14 protein-coding genes and 1 pseudogene are annotated in these 20,243 nt (G+C 57.5%); 8 read left to right on the top strand and 7 right to left on the bottom strand.

The window, feature by feature from the left end:
* Positions 1-448 (bottom strand): annotated as a pseudogene (locus tag NKJ84_RS16025) (calcium-binding protein); the annotation flags it as partial.
* A gap of 888 nt (positions 449-1,336) precedes the next feature.
* On the opposite strand from NKJ84_RS16025, the gene NKJ84_RS16020 reads away from it, so the two are divergent.
* The 4 genes from NKJ84_RS16020 to NKJ84_RS16005 are packed head-to-tail and all read left to right on the top strand — an operon-like array spanning position 1,337 to position 8,027.
* Positions 1,337-2,557: a glycosyltransferase family 4 protein gene (locus NKJ84_RS16020; protein WP_352507247.1), complete on the top strand. Its 1,221-nt coding sequence runs from the start codon at positions 1,337-1,339 to the stop codon at positions 2,555-2,557.
* Positions 2,558-2,601: 44 nt separating this feature from the next.
* Entirely contained in the window at positions 2,602-3,810 is a 1,209-nt protein-coding gene (locus NKJ84_RS16015) for an O-antigen ligase family protein (RefSeq protein WP_352507245.1), read from the top strand.
* Between the two features lie 4 nt (positions 3,811-3,814).
* Positions 3,815-5,809, top strand: coding sequence for an asparagine synthase (glutamine-hydrolyzing) (gene asnB, locus NKJ84_RS16010; protein ID WP_352507243.1), 1,995 nt, complete (start codon positions 3,815-3,817; stop codon positions 5,807-5,809).
* Between the two features lies 1 nt (position 5,810).
* Positions 5,811-8,027 (top strand): GumC family protein, encoded by a 2,217-nt coding sequence (locus NKJ84_RS16005; RefSeq protein ID WP_352507242.1) that lies wholly within the window; start codon positions 5,811-5,813, stop codon positions 8,025-8,027.
* A 315-nt stretch (positions 8,028-8,342) separates the two neighbouring features.
* On the opposite strand, the gene NKJ84_RS16000 is transcribed toward NKJ84_RS16005, so the two are convergent.
* From NKJ84_RS16000 to NKJ84_RS15980, 5 genes are all read right to left on the bottom strand, one after another.
* The gene (locus NKJ84_RS16000; protein WP_352507241.1) at positions 8,343-9,389 is read right to left on the bottom strand and encodes a class I SAM-dependent methyltransferase; all 1,047 of its coding nucleotides are present in this window, start codon (positions 9,387-9,389) and stop codon (positions 8,343-8,345) included.
* Between the two features lie 95 nt (positions 9,390-9,484).
* Positions 9,485-10,528 (bottom strand): glycosyltransferase family 2 protein, encoded by a 1,044-nt coding sequence (locus NKJ84_RS15995; RefSeq protein WP_352507240.1) that lies wholly within the window; start codon positions 10,526-10,528, stop codon positions 9,485-9,487.
* On the bottom strand, positions 10,525-11,775 hold the full coding sequence (locus NKJ84_RS15990; RefSeq protein WP_352507239.1) for a lipopolysaccharide biosynthesis protein: 1,251 nt from the start codon (positions 11,773-11,775) through the stop codon (positions 10,525-10,527). Before NKJ84_RS15990 ends, NKJ84_RS15995 begins: the two co-directional genes overlap by 4 nt.
* A gap of 447 nt (positions 11,776-12,222) precedes the next feature.
* On the bottom strand, positions 12,223-13,305 hold the full coding sequence (locus NKJ84_RS15985) for an NAD-dependent epimerase/dehydratase family protein (protein ID WP_352507253.1): 1,083 nt from the start codon (positions 13,303-13,305) through the stop codon (positions 12,223-12,225).
* A gap of 243 nt (positions 13,306-13,548) precedes the next feature.
* Positions 13,549-14,259, bottom strand: a complete 711-nt coding sequence (locus NKJ84_RS15980) for a helix-turn-helix transcriptional regulator (RefSeq protein ID WP_352507238.1) — start codon at positions 14,257-14,259, stop codon at positions 13,549-13,551.
* A 287-nt stretch (positions 14,260-14,546) separates the two neighbouring features.
* Here NKJ84_RS15980 and NKJ84_RS15975 point away from each other — a divergent pair, with 287 nt between their 5' ends.
* Positions 14,547-16,286, top strand: a complete 1,740-nt coding sequence (locus tag NKJ84_RS15975) for a PAS domain S-box protein (protein ID WP_352507237.1) — start codon at positions 14,547-14,549, stop codon at positions 16,284-16,286.
* A gap of 181 nt (positions 16,287-16,467) precedes the next feature.
* Here the strand turns inward: NKJ84_RS15975 and NKJ84_RS15970 are convergent, their stop codons facing one another.
* Positions 16,468-17,142 (bottom strand): LuxR C-terminal-related transcriptional regulator, encoded by a 675-nt coding sequence (locus tag NKJ84_RS15970; protein ID WP_352480474.1) that lies wholly within the window; start codon positions 17,140-17,142, stop codon positions 16,468-16,470.
* A gap of 511 nt (positions 17,143-17,653) precedes the next feature.
* Here NKJ84_RS15970 and NKJ84_RS15965 point away from each other — a divergent pair.
* The 3 genes from NKJ84_RS15965 to NKJ84_RS15955 are packed head-to-tail and all read left to right on the top strand — an operon-like array spanning position 17,654 to position 20,231.
* Positions 17,654-18,376 (top strand): nucleotidyltransferase family protein, encoded by a 723-nt coding sequence (locus NKJ84_RS15965; RefSeq protein ID WP_023675619.1) that lies wholly within the window; start codon positions 17,654-17,656, stop codon positions 18,374-18,376.
* A gap of 47 nt (positions 18,377-18,423) precedes the next feature.
* Positions 18,424-19,560 (top strand): DegT/DnrJ/EryC1/StrS family aminotransferase, encoded by a 1,137-nt coding sequence (locus NKJ84_RS15960; protein ID WP_352480475.1) that lies wholly within the window; start codon positions 18,424-18,426, stop codon positions 19,558-19,560.
* Entirely contained in the window at positions 19,557-20,231 is a 675-nt protein-coding gene (locus NKJ84_RS15955; RefSeq protein ID WP_352507236.1) for a sugar transferase, read from the top strand. Before NKJ84_RS15960 ends, NKJ84_RS15955 begins: the two co-directional genes overlap by 4 nt.
* The last annotated feature ends 12 nt before the right edge of the window (positions 20,232-20,243 follow it).

Below are 20,243 nucleotides of genomic sequence, written 5' to 3'. Positions count from 1 at the left end.
CCGTGTCCGTTCCCGTGCGCACCGGATAGGGGTCTATTCCGAAATAGTCGATATGCGTGTTGGCCGGATTGTAGGTGTTCGTAAAATCCGGATTGGTCGGGGATCCCATATTCATCATGGTGATGAAGGTCTTGGCGCCCGGAAAATGCTCATGGATCCAGTCGGATTCCGCCTTCAGGTTCTCAGCGGTTGCGTAGGTGCCCCACCTGCCGGTGGGATCGGGCTCGTCAACAAGATAGAATCCGAACACGTTCGGATTGCCGAGGAAGGGGGTCATTTTCTCGATGAAGGATGAGGTTACGCCCTCGTGCTCATTCAGATACACCAGGCCCTTCATGCCATCCGGCAATGCGTTGACCTGGCTAACATATTGAACGTCGGCCAGATTGAACCCGGCGGTTGCGATTTCGGTGGCGGAGCCACCCGAGGCGTAGTGCAGAGTTGCCATCCAATATTCCTTTGTCTCATTCGATAGCGCCCGGGGATTGCCTACTAGAGGGTGTATATTAGCGCCAAATCACATACCTGCAGCCTCTGATAGAATGGTTGATCGCCAGTAGGAATGCTGCACAGAGGGAGAAATCCCAATAGATGTATTAAATAAATATCAAGTATACAATCAAGTTAAGCTCGCATAGCTATGCAGATCAATCCAATTTAATTGAAAATCGATAGATTAATTGTCTAAAAAATTTAGCCTGCATGTTGCGGTATTGAGTTGTTAATTTAGCTGTTAACCTGCAAATTTACAGATCAGAAGAACATTTAGTCTAAGGGACAAGGCCCTTCGTAGTCTCATTGCCGCAACCAATTAGTTGTGGACAATTCGTAAGCGTCTGCCCGCTCGTCGCGGGATATCGGTCGGCAGATCAGGTTTTCGACATCGGAGGGGTCGAATCGGCTTGCCCGCTGGTCGCAAGGAGGCAAGCCGCGTCAGGGATTGTGGGTGAGAGGGCTGATCATCATGCCTGGTAACACGCGGACCGGACAGGGAGCTTAGGAATCCCAGCGTAGAGCAGCCGTACAGCGCACGACTGTCGGAAGGGCTTTCTTCGGTTGGCTTATCAGTGACGAGTCCGGCTTGGCAGAACTCGCCAGAGTTCGAGGCACAATTCATCGGCGTATCCACAAGATGCCGTCGAGGTGCTTCGCGCTATGCGTAAGGCCGTGATCCCAATGCGGTTTACCTCATTCAAACAGACGAGGACAGTAGGCAAGCCTCCTCCTACCGTACCCTTTCACGCGCACAGAAGTAACGAAGCAGAACCATGAAAGCAGATGCGAAAGGTAGTTACTTCATGCGACCGAAACACGGCGCACGGACGGGAGCTTCGGGATGAATCCGCATCTCGTTTGTGTGGGAGGCGAAGATCACGCCCTGAGAATTCCGTTCCTAATGTCGCTGCGCGAAAGCGGCTTCCGGGTCACAGCGGTTTCGACCGGCGATGAGGCTGCGTTTTTGCGGCATGGCATTCCGCATCGCGGCTACGGTTTCGACCGATTTGCCAGCGGCGGTGGCGAGTGGACCGCCGTAAGAGCGATTCGGAAACTGGTTGCGGAACTCCGGCCTGACATTGTCCAAAGTTTCGACACCAAGCCTAACCTGCTGGCACCCCTTTCGCTGCGCGGAACAGTTCCGGTCGTACGCACGATCAACGGCCTCGGCTGGACATTCTCCTCGCTGGAACCGCGGGCTCTGGCCTTGCGTCCAATCTTTTGCGGACTGCAGTGGCTTGCTTCCTTCTGGACGGCAGCGACGGTGTTTCAGAACCGGGACGATGAGGCCTTCTTCAAGCGCTTTCGATTAATTGAACCCGGCAGCGGAAGAGTGATCCGCAGTTCTGGCATCGACGTCGATGCGTTCGCCATGGCGAGGCATCTTGCTCCGCCGGCAACGAAAATGCGCAAGGAATTAGGGCTCCAGTCAGCGGAGATCGTGATTTTTGTGGGCCGGCTGACCCGCCAGAAGGGCATCCCGATACTGCTTCAAGCAGTGCCCCGCGTCCTTTCCAAAAGACCTAACGCTCGTTTCGTGCTTGTCGGCCCTTGGGAGTCCGAAGGTCCATTTGCAGTCGACAAGTCGGAAATCGATCGACACGCTCCTCATGTTATCGCGCTTGGCCCACGACGCGATGTTTCAGCCCTTCTTGGCATGGCCGACGTGTTCGCCTTCCCCACACAATATCGGGAAGGAATCCCGCGCGTCCTGCTCGAGGCAGGGCTGGCGGGTTTGCCCATCGTTGCCTCGAACATGCCCGGCTGCAATGAAGTGGTCGAGGATGGATGGAACGGCTATCTTGTCCAACCGCACGACGCCGATGGTCTTGCATCTCGAATAGTTGACATCCTTTCCGACCGCAGTCGCGGAAAGGTCATGGGCGGTCGTTCCGTCGAACTTGTCCGGGAGCAGTTCGCGCTGCCGCGGGTGGTGGCCCAATATTGCGATCTGTACAAAAATATCCTTGGCGCCAAACCCTACAGCGATCTCGCCCGACCGGCGTCTCCGATCTTGTTTGGAGAGGGTGCTGCGAGAAGCAGATTGGACTGGCGCCGATGATCCGGGACGCGATCCTGGCCTGCGGCCTCGCAACGACCTATGCGGTGCAACTCGACATTCCAGGGTCGCCCTTAGGGGTTGGCGAACTGTTCATCGTACTTTGGATCATGCTGTCGATTGGGCGCGTACTCGCCGGGGGCCACCTGGAGACAAGGCCGGCGCTGACACGCCTTGTGAGCTTCTGGACGATCATGGCGCTTGCTCTCGGGATCGGCACCGTCGTCGGCTATCTGACCACAATTCTATATCTGACGGGCCTGATGCACGATACGATGGCCTACCTGCTGTTGGTCAGCATCACCTGCCTTGCCGCTGCAGAACCCGACGCTGATCGCCGGCTGCGTCGTACTGGCTGGTGGGTTGTGGGCATCGCGAATATCGCGCTTGCCGTTCAGCTGGGACAGGGCTGGGGCTGGATCCCCCAAGCAGGCGTCGATCCCTGGTACTGGGACCGCTTCCGTGGCTGGTCGCATAATCCAAACCAGCTCGCGCTTTACTGCGCAATCTTTGGCCCGCTAGCCTTGCATCTTGCGACCACCACCAGCAATCGATGGGGCAGGTTTCTTGGGATCGCCAGCTTGTTCCTGACCTTCTATGTCGGGAGGCTGACAAAGAGCGATACCTATCTGTACACCAGCATCCTGACCTGCCTGACGTTCCTCGGGCTGCGGATCAGGACATGGCTCAAGACCGGTGGCAACAGAGTCAGCTTTTCACGGCAAGCCGTCCTCCTGTTGCTTGTCGGTATCCTTCCGTTGGCGATCGCGATAACCCCTTACGCCGTAACTGAGGCGAGCGTCTTCGAAAATTTCGCCAAGGGCCTGACCAAGGACAAAGGCGGCGAGGCCACTGCCGAAACCGCCGCACTCCGCGTGCATCTCTGGAACGAAGCGCTGGAGAAGGGCGCCGAATCCGGGTCGCTGGGCCTTGGTCCAGGTCCGCATCTCGAGCGCCCATCAGTGTTCGACTCGCAATTTCTGGAACGGCCCTTCGAGGCTCACAACACGATCCTCGACCTGTACACTCAAGGTGGTCTCATTGCGGTTCTGGCGCTGGTCTGGATAGTCGGCGCCGCCATCATATCGGTGTGGCGTGCGAAGCTCGACGCGCTGTTAGCGCTCGTGGTGTCAATCATCATCTTCGGGATGCCGCATCTGATCATCCGCCACCCGATCGTATGGTTTGCGCTAACCATCTGCCTTGTCGCCGGTACGCCGAAAGCAGTTTCTGCAATCTCCAACAATCCGGGGTAATGGTATGTGTGGTATTGCCGGAATTCTTCTTGCCTCCGATTCAGCCGACACGAGGCCGCTCAGGGCAATAGAGCAGATGACGGCCGCACTTCGTCACCGCGGGCCGGATGGCGAGGCATTCTGGGTAAACTGTGAATCGGGGGTGGCCTTCGGCCACAGGCGGCTGGCCATAGTTGACCTGTCAGAGGCTGGCCGTCAGCCGATGCATTCTGAAAGCGGCCGATATGTCATTACATTCAACGGCGAAATATACAATTTCCGTGATTTGCGCCGTGAGCTGGAGAGTACAGGCCATCATTTTCGGAGCGCCAGCGATACCGAAGTCATGCTCGCCGCAATTGAGAGTTGGGGCCTCGAAAAAGCACTCACCCGTTTCGCCGGCATGTTCGCTTTAGGATTGTGGGACCTTAGGACAAGGACGCTCCATCTCGCCCGCGACCGAATGGGTAAAAAGCCGCTTTATATCGCCTCAACACGCGATGCACTTGTTTTTGCTTCCGAGTTGAAGGCGATCAACCGTTTTCCAGGGTTTTGCCAGGAGCTCGATATCGATGCGGCCGCGGCAATGCTTTCGAAGGGATGGGTACCGGATGACAGCTGCATTTGGCGAGGCGTGTTCAAGCTGCCGCCGGGTTCGGTCCTGTCGGTAACGGCCGCTGAGTTCTCCGGGGAACGCAGTGTCGCCTCTCTGTCGCATCGCATTCGACACTGGTGGTCGCTGGCCGAAGCCGCCACGAAAGGGCGGGCGGAACAGGTCGCCGGCAGCGACGAGGAACTCACCAATGAACTGGACGGCCTGCTTCGACTTGCCGTTCGGGAGCGCATGATCGCTGACGTCCCGCTCGGGGCCTTCCTGTCGGGCGGAATAGATAGCTCGACGGTTGTGGCCCTTATGCAGGCTCAATCGGAAAAGCCCGTGCGCACGTTCACGATCGCTTTCGGAGAGGGCGGGTTCGATGAGGCTCCCCACGCTGCGGAAGTCGCGCGCCATCTGGGGACCGACCATACCGAACTCCACCTTTCGGCTGCCGTAGCGCGCGACGTCATTCCAGAACTGCCGCAGATCTGGGACGAGCCATTCGCTGACGAATCGCAGATACCAACTCTGCTGGTGGCGCGGCTCGCCCGGCGGCACGTTACGGTGGCTCTGTCGGGCGACGGTGGCGATGAATGCTTCGCCGGCTACGCCCGCCACTTCATGGCGGCCCGCCTGCGACGACAGCATATTCTGCCGTCAGCACTGCGTCGGGCGCTCGCGGCAGGCACTGGGTTATTGGCCCGTGCAGCCCGCCACGATCTCGTCGGCAAGCTGCCGCTTTCGGAGGGTGCACGGCATGCGCTTCGGGGGGATCGGCTGAATCGCCTAGCTCAGCTGCTTGCTGCAGCCAACGAGGACGAGTTGTATCGGCGACTTACGGGATCATCGAACGAGAACCTGAGCCTCCACCAGCCACCCTCATCAATTCACGTCGATCACCGGCTTGATGGGCTGCTGTCCCGTCTTTTGTATGACGATATGGCTGGATACCTCCCCGGGGACATATTGGTGAAGCTGGACCGCGCCAGCATGGCCAACAGCCTCGAGGGGCGATGCCCGCTGCTCGATCATCGGGTTGTCGAATTTGCCTGGCGCCTGCCGACGAATACGAAAGTTCGTAATGGCAAAGGCAAGTGGATTCTTCGTCAGTTGTTGCGCCGGTACGTTCCGCAGCGGCTGATCGAGCGGCCGAAGCAAGGTTTTGATGTTCCTATAGCAGTCTGGCTGAGAGGCCCGCTGCTGAGTTGGGCAAACGACCTTGTCGCCGATATGCGTTTGTCCGGAGACGGGATTTTCGACCTTGCAGAGGTGGATGCGTGCTGGCGCGATCACGTTGACGGCAGGCACGACCATTCTCGTGAATTGTGGCCCGCTTTGATGTTCCAGGCCTGGCACAACGAGGCAAGGCGGCCATCGCCCACAGCAACGGGTTCTCGCGTGCCCGAACTTACAGGAGATTAAGATGGAAGGGTCCATAGTTAGCCGCATCCACCTTCCGCACGTTAACGAAATGCACGTGCCTGCGCGCGAAATCGCTCCGCGCATGAAACGGCCTTTACGCGAACAGATGGACACGCAAACCCCATTCCATCAGCTCCTCATTACCCTCTCAAGAAAAAAATGGTTCCTGCTGGCCATGGTCATCACTGGCGGTGTATTAGCCGCGCTTGCGGGTCTTGCACGGCCTGCCCTGTATGAAGCCACCGCACAGGTAATCGTCGACGCACCTAGTAGAGCAGCCCCTGCCGGCGGCTCGGTCTCTACTCAAGATGTGCTGGATTCCAGCATTGACGACCACATCACCATGCTCTCGTCGCAAGGCCATCTGCGAAGCGTGGTGGCAGCGCTGCGCAAAACGGACGCTCTCAACAATACTAGAAAGGTTGATGCTGTTACCGAAAATTCTGCTGCTGACCCTGCGGGCGTCGAGCCGCCGAAGTTGCGCTCGGGTACAGCCGATCTGCTGGCCAAAATTTGGCCGCGAAGCACTCCGGCGGAGCCAGATGCGGCTGAACTCAAGATACTCCGTAAGGGTATAAGGATCGGCCAGGAGCTGCGATCGAGGGTCATCAGTGTCGGCTTCACCGATCACGATCCGGCGCGAGCTGCTTTGATCGCCAATACCTTTGTCCAAGTGTATATTGGCGATCTGGCAAGGAAAAGCCAAGCATCGGACAGACTGGAACTTGAATCGATAGTTGCCGGACTTCCAGCTACACAGAACAGTCTCGCAGAAGCGACCGATCGTCTTGAGAGGTATCGGCTGAGCCATGGCGCGATCGACCAAGGTGCAGCGGATAATGCCGCCAAGGAGATAGTCGAACTCACCCAGCAAATCTCCTTGTCGAAAGCCGATCTCTCCGCATCGGAATCTCGACTTCAACACATTCAGGACTTGCGAAAGGGGGGCGCGTCGGTTGCCGCGGTAGCCGAAACCATCGGATCACCCGTGCTGGCCGATCTCTTGGCACGCCAGGCCAACGGCACAACAGATGAGGATGTCACAAATGCGATCGATCGTGAGATCGAACAAGAAATCGCCCGCGTCGCTGCCGAGACGAACATCTATCGCTCCCAAATAGCGGTGCTGCAAAAGCGTAAGGACGTCCTGGATGCGGTTGTGGCCGATACAGCCGGCCGGCTTTCCGGATTGCGCGCTCTCGAGCCCCAGGTCGGCATCCTGACGCAGCGCTACAACGACCTTTTGACCCGGCAACAAGACTTGATGCGGCGTATCGCAAGTCCATCCCCCGGAGTCAGGCTTCTCTCAGCGGCGTGGCCTCCTACCAATCCAACGACTCTGTCGCCAATATTTCTTATTCCGCCCGGCATGGTTGTGTTTGGCCTGATTGGGGGGATCTTCATACTTGTCCGCCAACGCTTCGATAGCACCTTGCACGGAGAGGCCGAAGCTGAAGCCGCGCTCAAAGTTCCGTGCCTCGGGCTGATACCCCAGGCTGCCACAACGCACGCGAGGCGACTGCAGCAGCTGGTTTCAGGTCAGCAGGAGTCAAGATACAGCCGCGCCGTGACGGCCCTGCTTGTCGCTGCAGCGCCCCAGCGGGCGAGGGATTGCTCGAACATAATCTTGATAACATCCTGCAGTGAGGATGATGGCAAGACCGAGCTCGCATGGAGCATGGCCTTGGCGGCCACAAGACTTGGAGGGCGAGTACTCTTTATTGATCTGGACCGCACGGACCGCCGCCTTACAGGCGAGTTTGTGAAGGAATTCAGCGCACGTAAGCCGCACAATTTTTTTGGAGACTATATCAATGACCGTTGTGCGCTGCGTGATGCGATAGCTGGAATGTCGGCAATCGGAATCGATTTCATGGCGCTCGCACCGTCGGAGGATCTGCTGCCCTTACTGTCCAGTGTCGATGGCTCCCCTTTCAAAGATGAACTGCACTCGGTCTATCGGGTGGTCATCATAAATGGGCCGCTGGGGCTTGAGGGACCAGAGGCCAGACTCCTGACAGGCTGGGGTGACGTGGTTCTTTTCGCCATTCGCTGGGCGAAAACGCGACGCAGCATCGCGCGAGGCGTCCTAGACTTGCTTGCGGGCGATACGCCAGCTTCGGTTCCCGTCGCAAGCGTTCTCACGAAGGTTAATCTCAGGAAGCACGCGGGTTACCGGTTTGGGGACAGCGCTGATCTCTTGCTGGAGGGAGCATGACGAGCTCGGCTTTTACTGTTGCCTACTTCCCACCACCGCCCGTTGAAAATCCCCGTTTTAGGCGCCGCGCCGATCGGCTGCCGGCGCGGGCCATTCGCCCGTAGCCGGGGTTGCCGCGGAGAGATCCGTCCGGAGCGTGGGGCCGAGGTGTCACAACGGAACCTACTGGCCAGGAGCCGCCGGACGGGCATTCATGAATTTCGGGAGCAACGCCTGAGGCGACGCCCCTGATGCCATCCTTCGTCTGCTTGGCAGGTCCAGCAGCCTGGTGGTGTCAAAATCACCTTCCCGCTGCAAGCGGCGTGGCACCGCTCATTACTGCTTGGCTTGGCGATGAATCCGTGGCGCAGGTGACGAGACTTTGTCGATTTTCGCCCAGAGTGCGCTCCCGCCCATCGTAGATGCGTTCCTGATGGCGTATGCCCATGCCGGCAAGCGTGACGGTGAAATCGCAAGGGCGGTCAAACCTTGCGCCATTCGTTGCGCTTTGCTTCGCGGCAGGGCCCGAACGAACTCACTCAGACTACCTGGTTTTTGGCCCTTTCGCAAAAAGCTGTGGACGATGTCTTGCTTCAGGAATTTGGCGAGATTGAACGGCTCGCGCTCGCATTTGCTCAATTGCAAGCCGTGCCGCCGACATATGGCATCGAAGGCTCCTTTCGTCCATCGGCCAATGTGGTTTGGTGGCATGTCTACGAGCGAACCGTGAGACTCCATATAGTACGTTCTGTTTTCATTTGGCACGGCAATGAAAACAGATCCTTCCGCCTTCAGAAGATATTTTAAGCGAGCAAAGACCTCATCCACTTGGTCCATATGCTCGAAGACCTGAAACATGAAAATAAAATCGAACGCCTCTTTCATGGGATTGAAGCTGCCATCTCGAAAGTCATTTGCAAATGTCTTGAAGCCTTTTGACGCCAGTACTGATCGCGCCGTTTCGTTGTAGTCGACGGCAGAAATATCCGAAGTATGGAAGAATTTATTCTTGATGCGGTCGAGAAAATACCCAAACCCCGATCCCACTTCGAGAGCAGTCTTTCCGCCAGTATTCAGGCCCGCGAGCTCTTCGATTGTTCTTGCATATTCCCATTTCATAGTTGGATAAGAAGGGTACGCCCAGGCTAAGTTATAAAACTCAAAGCCGCCGGCGACGAACGGATCTGCGAAACCGAATCCACAATCTGCGCATTTGCGAATGTCGCAAGTGTTACGGCCCCAGAGATCCGACAGGTGGCTTGTTAACTTTCGGGAGCGATCGGGGTCCTGACGCGGATTGATGAAATGTCGAGAGGCCTCGTCTGCTGTCACTTCGAACAATTTTGCGGTTGATACACTGCCACACGCCGGACAAATGGTCATCTCGCTATCCCCGAAGCCTGGACGAAGGAAAGCCGCCTTCGACGGTGTAGAATGCGTGCCAGCCGGCCAACGCAGGCCTCAATGATGCCGCCACGCTAAATTCGCCTCTGGCTACGCAACCGGCCCAGTCTCGGGCGGATGGCGAACACGTAAGTAAGAATGTGCTGGCTCGCAATTTTCATAACTGATGGGCGAAGAATTTGCATGGCATCTTGGATCGTCGCTCGCCATGACTGCTGGTGGAATCTGCTGGGAATACGAGCAACCCGCAGCGCCCGTAACAAAGTCTCGGGGCGAGGGAGGTGTTTACGATCCTGAATTAGATTCCAGTTAAGCTCTTTGACGGCAAGAGTTACTTGATCAACTTCATCAAAATTCTTAGTTGTAGTGATGCTCGGGTGATTGGTCGCGTCGTAGAAGATCAAGCCGTCATTTATCGCGACCATGTCTCCGTGGCATGCCAGGTCAACAAAGAACAGCTGGTCGACTCCGGCCGGGATAGAATTGTGCGCGCGCATCAGGCAACCCGCGTGAATGACGTCGCGGTTGATCAACAGCGTCGACGGGATGATCCCGAGGCTCCGCGTCGTACGGACCAGATAGAGGTCCGTTAGGCATTGCTGGCTCGAGTAGACGGAGATCCGTTGTCGCCCTTGCGGTGGCAATCGGAATTTCATCCGATCGTCTTCAATTATATTCGCGGCACAGGTCATAAATGCAGCCGAGGGATGCTTGGTGGAAACCTCGGCAAAGGTCTTGAGTGCGCCTGGGGCGAGCCAGTCATCGTCATGGAGCAGCTTGATCCATTTTCCGACGCAAGCGAGCATGGCGTTGTTGGTATTCTCGACCTGACCCCGGCCCCGACCGTTCTCGACAATTCGGATGCGAGGCTCGGTCCGTGCATACTCGGTGACGATTGCCCAGGTCGCTCCCTCTCGGCCCTCGTCGTCGCTGACGACCAGCTCCCAACTGGCGAAATCTTGACTCAGAATGCTATCCATCGCCCGGCGGATCGTGTCCGGTCGGCGAAAGGTCGGGATGGCAACTGAAATGAAAGGGCGCAGTCGCGAAGCATCAGCGCGATGATGTTGGTCAACCACATCGGTCGTTAGAAGCTGATCAAGCTGCGAGTGCTTCATGGTGTTTTTCCCTCGAGATGATGACTCTGCTTTGGTATGGCGGCTCCCGATGGTTCGACGTAGTGGCGGAGAAGATACAGAGAGGCCGCCGTTTTCAGTGCAAACCCGACGGCGCCGCCGGCCGCCATCAGATAAATGACTTTGAGTGGTTCCCAACCTGCCTCAGCACCGGCGAGTAGCGGGCCAAATACAAGCGCCGTCCGCGCGCCGTCGACGAGAAGTCGTACCTCTTGCCGCCGCAGAAGAGCCGGGACATCTTGAAGCGGTGTCGACAACGCCTGCGTGGCACCCATGAACGCCAGCGCGGTCATAATGTCTGCGGCGGGAACCCAGGGCGCGCCCAAGAGGGGAACGACGATATATGGCGCGGCCAGGCCAAGCGCTAATATTGGCAATGCGGTGAGGCCGGCTGAAAGCATCAAGAGGCCGTGCGCGGTGCCGAGCAAATGGGCGCGACTGCTGGTTTTGTTCGCCTCAGATACAAAAACATTGCTAAGCGGGTTGGCGATCAGCGTGACGGGTGCAGTCACCAGCCGTGACGCAACTCCCAGGTAGCCGGCAAAAGCGGCGCCAAACAGCGAACCAACGAGTATTGCGGGAAGATTGATGATGGCAAAACTCGCTAGGGCCGACGGAATGTCAAACAATGGAAACTTGTATTCTCGCCTGGCGACTGCAAAGACGGTCCGCCACGGCGCTCGGGCGATGCCGCCTATGTCCTTCCTGCTCAGAATCCGAGAGCCGAGGATTCCGATGAAGATGAATTGGCTCAGGATATGAGCATGCACCATCGCGTCGCCTCCGAAATGGGCGAGCCCAAAAGTTAGTTGCAGCAGGGCCATGGTCACCGGCAAAATCAGGCGGCCGAGGGCGAAGTCGCGTAGCAGGCCTACGCGCAGACTCCAGCAGTTCATTGCTTCGACGAGGCCGGCACCCCCCATCCCAAGTGGAATGAGCCAGGCGAGGTGGCCAACTCGCGCTGGAGCGATGCTCGCCCACAGCAGTCCTGCCCCAAAGGCCAGGACACTCGTCACCAAGACAGCCAGGAGAATGAGCTTAACGGTCACGTACGCCTGCGCACTGTCCTTGACCCCATAAAGCGAGGCCTCGAAACGCAATGCTGCGATCGCACCGAGGATGTTTACGATCGACAGGTAAATCGTGAAGATCCCGAAATCTGCCGGGGAATAGAGCCGGGCCAAAACGGGAATGGCGGCGACCAGGGTCAGCTGGCCGGCAATCGCCATGGCCGAAACGCCTCCTGCCGCGCGAAGAATACCGCCGATCGGGCTTGGAGGAACACGGGTGATTATTTTCTCGACCGTAGCAACCGTCCTGGATCTCAGAAAGTAGCTTTGGGACATGAGCTCGCGATTCCGAGGAGGCAAAATGCGGTCGAATAGAGCTTACGATGGAGCCCGAACGTCACCATCATCCATCTGAATGACATTGTTCGGCAGAGCGCGGATGCGGCGAATTCTTTGTGCTCCGTGCCAAGTGCAACTTCAGTCTCCGAATCGAGATCGCTCATTGGAACTGCCCGCGATAAGCTGATTTGCGCGAGGATCGCGCGGGGCATCGATGACCGGAAAATGTCGTCGTGACGCTGTGCGGCATCAGCTGATCTTTTGACCAGACCAGCAGCCCCGACAGGATAACAGACGCGTGGATCCGTCGCTCCGACAAGGCGCGGATCACACGGTGGCCTCTACATGCACCAACGTTTGTTGCCGTATGCTGGTCGCGGCATCCCTTCCATGAAAGTCCCGGTACCATTCGACAAAGCGTTGCACTCCGTCCTCAAGCCGCGTCGTCGGGGCGAAGCCGACGGCCTTGCGAAGGTCGCTGACGTCGGCGCGTGTCTCTAAAACGTCGCCAGGCGGCAACGGCACATCCACGCGAAGCGCCCGGCAGCCAAGGGCGGTCTCGATGATCGAAATGAGCCGGTTGATCTCCTCGGGCCAGTCGTTGCCGATGTTGTAGACGCGATGCGGCGCGGAACTTGTAGCAGGATCGGCGGTGAAGGGGTCCCAATGCGGATCGGGCCGCGGCGGTGCAGCAAGTGCTCGAACCACGCCCTCAGCGATATCGTCGATATAGGTGAAGTCTCGCCACACGCGGCCGGCATTGGCTACTTCGATTGGATTCCCCTCGATAATCGCACGCGTGAACATATAGACCGCCATATCGGGCCTGCCCCAGGGGCCATAAACGGTGAAGAAGCGCAGTCCAGTCATAGGTAAGCCGAACAAGTGACTGTATGAGTGCGCCATGAATTCGTTTGAACGCTTGGTTGCGGCGTACAGACTGACAGGATGATCGGCGCCGTGATGCTCGGAAAACGGTATGGTTCGATTTGAGCCGTAGACGGAGCTCGAAGAGGCATAGACGAGGTGACTAACGCCGAAGTGCCGACAGCCCTCAAGAACGTTGAGAAAGGCTATTATGTTCGATTGCAGATAGGCATGCGGGTCAACTAGTGAATGTCGCACGCCGGCCTGAGCCGCGAGATGCACAACGTTTGAAGGTCGAACTTCTGAAAACAGCAACTGGACACGCGCCGCATCCGCCAGATCAATTCGCATCGGAGTGAAGCCCGGCTCGGTACAGAGGCGCGCAAATCGCGCTTCCTTGAGTCGTGGATCGTAGTAGGGGGAGAAATTGTCGACGCCGATGACTTCGACACCCAGACGCAAAAGCCGCAAAGCGACGTGAAAACCAATGAAGCCTGCCGCGCCGGTGACGACGATCGGTCCGGTCCGTGCCAGTCTCTTCACCGCGCGGTCCGAACGCGATCGAGCGATTTCCACCTTCTCCGCTGCGGCAAGAACAGACTCGCTGCCTAGATCGTTGTCCAACTTGTCGCCTTTCGAATCCGTTCGACAGTACCGAATGGCCGGTCCGGGATTGCGGCTTCCGTCATGCGGTGCACGACCTGCCAAGTCATGACACTCCAACTTGCGCCGTCTGAATCCCCGGGCGGATGCCGACGTCCGGCGATGGTATCCAGTGGCCTGCCTCTACGGCAGGACCGAAATGCGGCCAAGAAGGGCCACCAGTTCCGCCTGGCGTTTTGTTTCGGTCTTGGCGAACAGCGAGGCAAGCTGGGAACGGATCGTGGTGCGGCTGAGGCGCCAGCTGCGAGCGATCTCCAAAGGAGCGTCGCCCTGAGCCAGGCGCAAGGCGAGGTGCGTTTCTGCGCTCGTCAGGCCAAACATTCTTTGCAACGTGCGAGGATTTGGCCCAGATCTGTTATCCCGATCCAGCAACGCCACAATGCTCGTTCCGTCGGGAGCGATAACGCCGTTCTCGTTCAGAATCACCGGACGGTCGCCTCTGCTGCGGATCACCACCCAGGATAGTGAGCCCGGCAGGAATTGACCCGGAACATTTGCGATCAGCCGCCTTAGGGCGGTCGTAAGCCCGCTCGCAGTGTCGGCCGCTTCCCCCTGGCGCTCAAGCGTGGTTTGGGCGGCTGCGTTCCACTCGACCACCTTTCTCTCGCGATTCAGCACGAGATAGCCACAGCCAATGCGATCAAGCACGCCGGTTATGGATTCCAGACTGCGGCCTTTTTGTTCGCCGAACCTTGCGTCCAATAGATCCGATGCGCGATCGGCAAGGTGACCAGAAGAGGGCCGCGTATTCCGCGCTTCAAAATCATACCTGGTCCTCGTAGCAATGTACCGATTGCTCGAAGAAGCATTGACCTGTCTATCGATCAGATTCATTTTCTACCCCTAACCCAAAGTTTCACACGCCCGAAATAAGTATTCGGGATTCATGTAGTCTTCTATGTGTCGCTGGATTCTAGTCTTCTATGCGCTGACGGATAATATGTTCATCGCCACCTTGAAAAACTTAATATGATCCGACAGTTCTAAGGCAGCTCTTAGGCCCCGCTGCGTCCGATAAAATGCGCGCTATGATAGCGGTATGGCAATCCGGCAGTGGTACTAAGCTGTACGTTTTTTGCTCTAGTCTCGACGGGCTAGTCAGAAGGTTGTAGTCTGTGTCCATGAGCTCGCAGTCGCGCAGGTCGAATTCGAACCCGTCGGGCAGATTGCTAACTCATATTGCCTCTGCATCGGTGTTAGCTGCCACACTGATATTTGAAATCAAATCGTCAGCCTATATTGGGCAAGGCGCCAGTTTTCTGGAATTTATTCCGGCTATTATTATTATCGCCTATCTCGAAGACCGCGTGGCAGCGCTTGCTGCGACCATTCTGATGGTGACTGTCGGCCTGTGGGCGCGAGGACACGATCACATTTCAAATGGAGATTGGGCACGCGCAATCCTGCTTCTGGTTTCGGGCGGGGTAATTGCCATGACGTTCCATCGCCTTCGGCAGGACTTGCGTGAGTTGCTGGAAGTCGCGGAGGCCAGGCTAGCTGCCGTCGAAGCGACAGAAAGCCGCTATCGTTGGGCCTTCGAACGTGCTGCCCTGGGATTCGCGAACACCAACGAGAAAGGTGAGTTGCTTCAGTCCAACAAACGCCTTTGCGAGATGACCGGGTACAAGGAGGAGGAGCTTGCCCAATTGCGGCTCGATACGCTCGCCCATCCGAACGACCGGCATACCTTGGCGCAATTGTTGGCAAGGCTGGGCAATGACATCTCTTCGTTCGTTTCCGAGGTCCGTCTGTTAAGAAAGGACGGTATGGCATTCTGGGCTCGGCTAACGCTTTCTTCGTCCGTGCCCAAGGGGGGACTCTCGGAGAGCATCTTCGTGGTGGTCGACGATATTTCGGAACGACGCGCTGTTCACGAAGCGCTTCGGGCTCAGAAGGAATGGCTGGACCTCGCTCTGTCTGCTGGACGCTTGGGCACGTGGCGCATCGACCTTAAAGACGGGACAGTCACGGGCTCGGACACGTTCTGGGACATTCTCGGCCTGGCCCAGGCCAATAGCCGCAGTTTGGAGGAACTGTCAGCTGTCGTCCATCCGGCGGACTGGCCAAAGCTGGCGGCATCGAGAAAGGCCGCACCATCGGTCACGAATTACGATGTTGAGATACGTGTCCGCCGACCGGACGGACATATCCGCTGGGTTGCGCTGCGCGGAAGGGAGGAAAGACATGATGATGGTGGACAGCGGCTTGGAGTGGCTGCCGATCTGAGCGAGAGACGACAAACCACGCTGCTGCGTGCCGCGGCAAAGAAGCGGGAGCGCATCATGCTCGAACAGCGTCATAGATTCGGCAATGTTTTCGCGGTGATCACGGCGCTCGTGAAGATGGTCGATGTTCCCGGAAACAACGTCGCCAAATACAAGGAAATGCTGATCGATCGGATACGCGCGCTCGAGGCAACCCATTTGCTTCTTTCACGCAACGGCAGCGTATCGGGGGCGATAAACGATCTCGTTGCGCAAGAGTTGCACCCTTATATGGGGACACGCGCCATATCGGTCAGCGGTCCGTCCGTGGCGATATCGGGAGGCGCCGCCGAGAGTTTTGCAATGATCGTTCACGAGCTTGCCACCAATTCCATGAAATACGGAGCGCTTGGCGATTCAAAAGGCCGGATCGACGTAAGCTGGACGTTCGCAGCTGAAGACACAGGCAGCGATGTCGTGTTCGAGTGGGTGGAATCGGGGCGGCGGCGGACCTCAAGTGTAGTCCGTCATGGCTTCGGTTCCATGATAATCGGAGTGGATGGAGCGCCGCTTGTCGGTCACTCTCCCAGGCTGGAAATATCGGACCAAGGGTTGCGGTATTCGCTGCGGCTGTCGCGCAAGGAAATCGGATTGTAGTGCAGTGCTACAATCGGAAGCAGATATCTAAAGGCGGGTGGCGCTGAGCGGCCTTTGAGATGGGCAGTGTTCTTTCCAAGAATGTCGTTGGCCCAAAGCTGCGCCGTGGCTTTGGGATATGCAGTAATATGCGTGAGGAGTCATGGGATGCCGTTGCACGTCCAAAAGGACGCGCGGCGCTCTAGCTGGCATGTCTCGAAAGCCAAGTCTTCAGCATAACGGCAGCCTCGGTCCGATTGCGTACCCCCAATTCACGCAGAACCGCAGCAGCGTGGATTTTCGTGGTCGCCTCCGCGATTTCCAGATCGCGCGCAATTTCCTTGTTTGAATAGCCTTCCGCCATCAGCTTGAGGACTTCCTTTTGCCTCGAGGTCAGCCTGCCAAGGTTGACGCCAGCGGTACGTCGCTGTGGGCCCTTCTCGGAGTGGGTATGCGCGTGGGTTGCTTGCGTTGCACCCGAGCGTGACAGAAGTGCGGGAACATAGATGCGCCCGGAGAGGATTTCATTGACGGCCAAAACAACCTCTTCGTCCGTCTGCGACTTTACGATGTAACCGTGAAGCCCGATCGACAGAGCCGTGAGTATTTCCGAGCGTGAATCGTTTCCGGAAACGATCGCAAATCGCGTATCCGGATAGGCGGACAGGATCCCGCCGAGCACTTCTTGATTGAACAGGCCTGGCATATTCAGATCCAGGATCGCGAGATCCACGAACGATTGCTCCGCCAGCAAACTGAGCACCGCGTCGAAACAAGACGCTTCAAATATCTCTACACCTGGAATGCCTGCGGTCAGTGCCAATCGCAAGCCGCGACGATACAAGCCGTGATCGTCGGCGATGACGATTCGATACATTGAACTACCCCAACGCGTATCTGAATGGATTGAACGGTGATGGGCCTGAAGTCGTAGCCATTCACTCGTCGATTCATCCAGCCGACGCCGCGGCACCCCCAACACCACAAACGCCGAATTTCTAATATAATCTTAAATAACGGGAAACGCTCCTCTTTTTTTTGCCCCTTGTGAGCGAACCCGCCGAACGTCGTCGAACATACGTTCTGACCTTTTGGAAAGCTGACAGACCGGCTGGTCATTCAGCACTGCCATAGATCCAAAGATATAGAACAGCAAAACGGCCGAATTGTTACCATTCGAATGCACGACGACATCCACCCCGACGGCCACATACCATCCAGATGCAATGTCCGGATCAGGGATCGGTGGGGAAATCTCACCGGTCTTCTGCGGGAAATCTCACCGGTTCTTCGGAGGGGCAAAGAACGTGTTTCCCGGGTGCTGACCAAGGCAGGATAGCCGGCCCGTGACGATAGCGTTCAGGCCGAATGAACAAGGGAGGACCAGGATGAAAGCGGTGATTCAATGTGGAGGAATGGGAACACGCCTCCGCCCCTTCACTTCGGTCTTGCCGAAGCCGCTCATGCCGATCGGCGCACGGCCGGTTCTCGAGATGCTTCTGAAATGGTTGCGACGCAACGGTATTCAGGAAGTCTATATTACAACCGGGTATCTCGGCCACTTGATCCGCACCGTGTGTGGAGATGGCTCGCAGTGGAACCTGAAAATTCGATATACGCAGGAGATGGAGCCGCTTGGCACCATCGGGCCACTGTCTTTGATCAGGGATGAACTGACGGAGCCGTTTATCGTTCTCAATGGCGACGTCCTTACGGATCTAAGCCTCAGTCGATTTGTAGCAGCGCACCGTAAGCACACCGATCCGGTGACGATCGCAACAGCCTGTCGTCTGATCAAGATGGATTTCGGCGTCATCGACGAAGTCGACAATACCGTGCAGGTCTTTCGCGAGAAGCCGACCCTCTCGCATCTGGTCAGCATGGGAATTTACTGCATGAACCCGGACGTTCTGCAGTTTATCCCATCCGGCATACCCTTTGGGTTCGACGACCTGATGCTGCAGATGATGCAGAACGGCACAACCGTGCACGTGTACAAGCATGAGGGTCTCTGGCTCGATATCGGGCGCGTCGACGACTTCCAGAACGCACAGACCATTTCCTGGGAAGACCAATCGGCCTCGATCGAGGTCACCGCGACGGCTGCATGATGAAGTCACGAGCTCGGTTCCCACAATTATCAGTCTAGGAGGTTGTGATGCTCTTGGTCAGTGCCCCGATCCTGGGTGTGCCGGAAAAGACTGCTTTGACCAAGGTCATCGACAGCGGCTGGCTGACAATGGGGGAGCAGGTACGAGCCTTCGAACAAGCTTTTGCCGACGTCCATGGTGCGGAGGATTGCGTCGCGGTCGGTTCTTGTACGGCAGCGCTTCATCTCATTTTGCACGCACTTGGCATCGGACCGGGCGACGAGGTGCTGGTGCCATCCTTGACTTTCGTGGCGACCGCAAATGCGGTCCTCTATGTCGGTGCGACACCGGTCTTCGTGGACATCGAGTCAGCCGACGTGCCGCTGATGTCGATCGTGGAAGCCGAAGCGAAATGCACGACCCGCACCAAGGCAATCATTCTCGTCCATTTCGCCGGCTACCTCGCCGATCGGGAACAATGGCAGAGGTTCGCCCGTGCCCGGGGGCTGCATATCGTCGAGGACGCGGCGCATGCGCCGGGCTTGAAGGAGGTGGGGACATTTGGTGCCGCGGCCGCCTTCAGCTTCTACGGCAACAAGAACATGACCACGGCGGAAGGCGGGGCTGTGATCGCCAGGGATGCCGGTCTGCTCGAGACAATCCGCCAGGCGCGTGGACATGGGATGACCACCGGGACACGTCAAAGGCTGAACAGCCGCACCCCTCAGTATGATGTCACCATGCTCGGATTCAACTATCGCATGGATGAATTGCGGGCTGCGATCGGACTCGTCCAGCTGCAAAATTTGCAGGAGTGGAATGAGATCAGGCGTATCCTGGTCATGCTGTATCGCCGTCTCATAGCCAAGCATTGTCCGGCCGTGACCATCCCGTTCCACGAGCCGCGGACGTCGGCCTACCACATCATGCCTATCCTTTTGCCACGTTACGCCGACAGGCAAGACGTCATCGACGCACTGCGCGCGCAAGGGATACAAACCACTATCCACTACCCGCCGGTGCACCAGATGACGCTCTATCGTGAGCTTATCCCCGATACTCATTTGCCGCGCACCGAAGATTTCGCGCAGCGCGAGCTGACGGTACCGCTGCATCCGCAGGTCACGGCACCTTTGGTCGAAACGGTGGTTGTCGCTCTTGCCGCAGCGGTTAGCGGTTGCGCTCAGACAGGAACAGCCGCATGAATGCCCTGGACGTAGCCATTCACCGGCCTAACGTCTCAAGTGCCGCCCATGGGACTGTGAGACGAGCAATTGATCTCGTCATTGCTGCGGCCGCGGCGATCGTCTTTGCTCCGCTGATGTTGCTGATTGCCGTGGCGCTGCTGCTGGAAGGCGGTCGGCCCATCTTCTTTACGCAGACCCGCGTCGGGGCCGGTGCTCGCCCATTCCGCATGTACAAGTTCCGCAAGTTCAGCGTAAAATGCGATCCCGGTGGCTTGGCGCTGACCATGGCCGATGACAGCCGCATGACGCCGGTAGGACGGTTCCTCGCCGTCACCAAGTTCGACGAGCTGCCGCAGCTTTGGAACGTCTTCAGGGGCGAGATGGCAATCGTCGGGCCGCGCCCGGAGAGCCTTGTCTTCGCCGATTGTTTTCGCGGGGGCTTCGAGGGTATTTTACAATACAAGCCAGGCTTGCTTGGTCCAGCCCAGGTTCTCTTCCGGAATGAAGCGCATTTTTATCCGCGATCCGTGGACCCGTTACTGTTCTACCGTGAGGTCTTGTTTCCGGCCAAAGCCAGGCTTGACCTTTCCTATTATCCGCAACGCACGATCGTCTCCGATGTCGTCTGGATGGTGCGCGGCCTGCTGGCGGTGCTTGGCGTCGTTTCGCCGCCGCCGATCGAAACTTGAGAGCAGATGGGA

The organism is Mesorhizobium sp. M0048 (assembly GCF_040323405.1).
Taxonomy (GTDB): domain Bacteria; phylum Pseudomonadota; class Alphaproteobacteria; order Rhizobiales; family Rhizobiaceae; genus Mesorhizobium.
The sequence above is the reverse complement of the archived record's forward strand: the minus strand, read 5'-3'. Positions and strand labels throughout refer to the sequence as shown.

Bases quoted from the DNA above. Each gene is read 5' to 3' on its own strand.
- NKJ84_RS16020 (WP_352507247.1), top strand. From the start codon at position 1,337: ATGAATCCGCATCTCGTTTGTGTGGGAGGCGAAGATCACGCCCTGAGA.
- asnB (WP_352507243.1), top strand. From the start codon at position 3,815: ATGTGTGGTATTGCCGGAATTCTTCTTGCCTCCGATTCAGCCGACACG.
- NKJ84_RS16005 (WP_352507242.1), top strand. From the start codon at position 5,811: ATGGAAGGGTCCATAGTTAGCCGCATCCACCTTCCGCACGTTAACGAA.
- NKJ84_RS16000 (WP_352507241.1), bottom strand. From the start codon at position 9,389: ATGACCATTTGTCCGGCGTGTGGCAGTGTATCAACCGCAAAATTGTTC.
- NKJ84_RS15995 (WP_352507240.1), bottom strand. From the start codon at position 10,528: ATGAAGCACTCGCAGCTTGATCAGCTTCTAACGACCGATGTGGTTGAC.
- NKJ84_RS15990 (WP_352507239.1), bottom strand. From the start codon at position 11,775: ATGGCGATTGCCGGCCAGCTGACCCTGGTCGCCGCCATTCCCGTTTTG.
- NKJ84_RS15980 (WP_352507238.1), bottom strand. From the start codon at position 14,259: ATGAATCTGATCGATAGACAGGTCAATGCTTCTTCGAGCAATCGGTAC.
- NKJ84_RS15975 (WP_352507237.1), top strand. From the start codon at position 14,547: ATGAGCTCGCAGTCGCGCAGGTCGAATTCGAACCCGTCGGGCAGATTG.
- NKJ84_RS15970 (WP_352480474.1), bottom strand. From the start codon at position 17,142: ATGTATCGAATCGTCATCGCCGACGATCACGGCTTGTATCGTCGCGGC.
- NKJ84_RS15965 (WP_023675619.1), top strand. From the start codon at position 17,654: ATGAAAGCGGTGATTCAATGTGGAGGAATGGGAACACGCCTCCGCCCC.
- NKJ84_RS15960 (WP_352480475.1), top strand. From the start codon at position 18,424: ATGCTCTTGGTCAGTGCCCCGATCCTGGGTGTGCCGGAAAAGACTGCT.
- NKJ84_RS15955 (WP_352507236.1), top strand. From the start codon at position 19,557: ATGAATGCCCTGGACGTAGCCATTCACCGGCCTAACGTCTCAAGTGCC.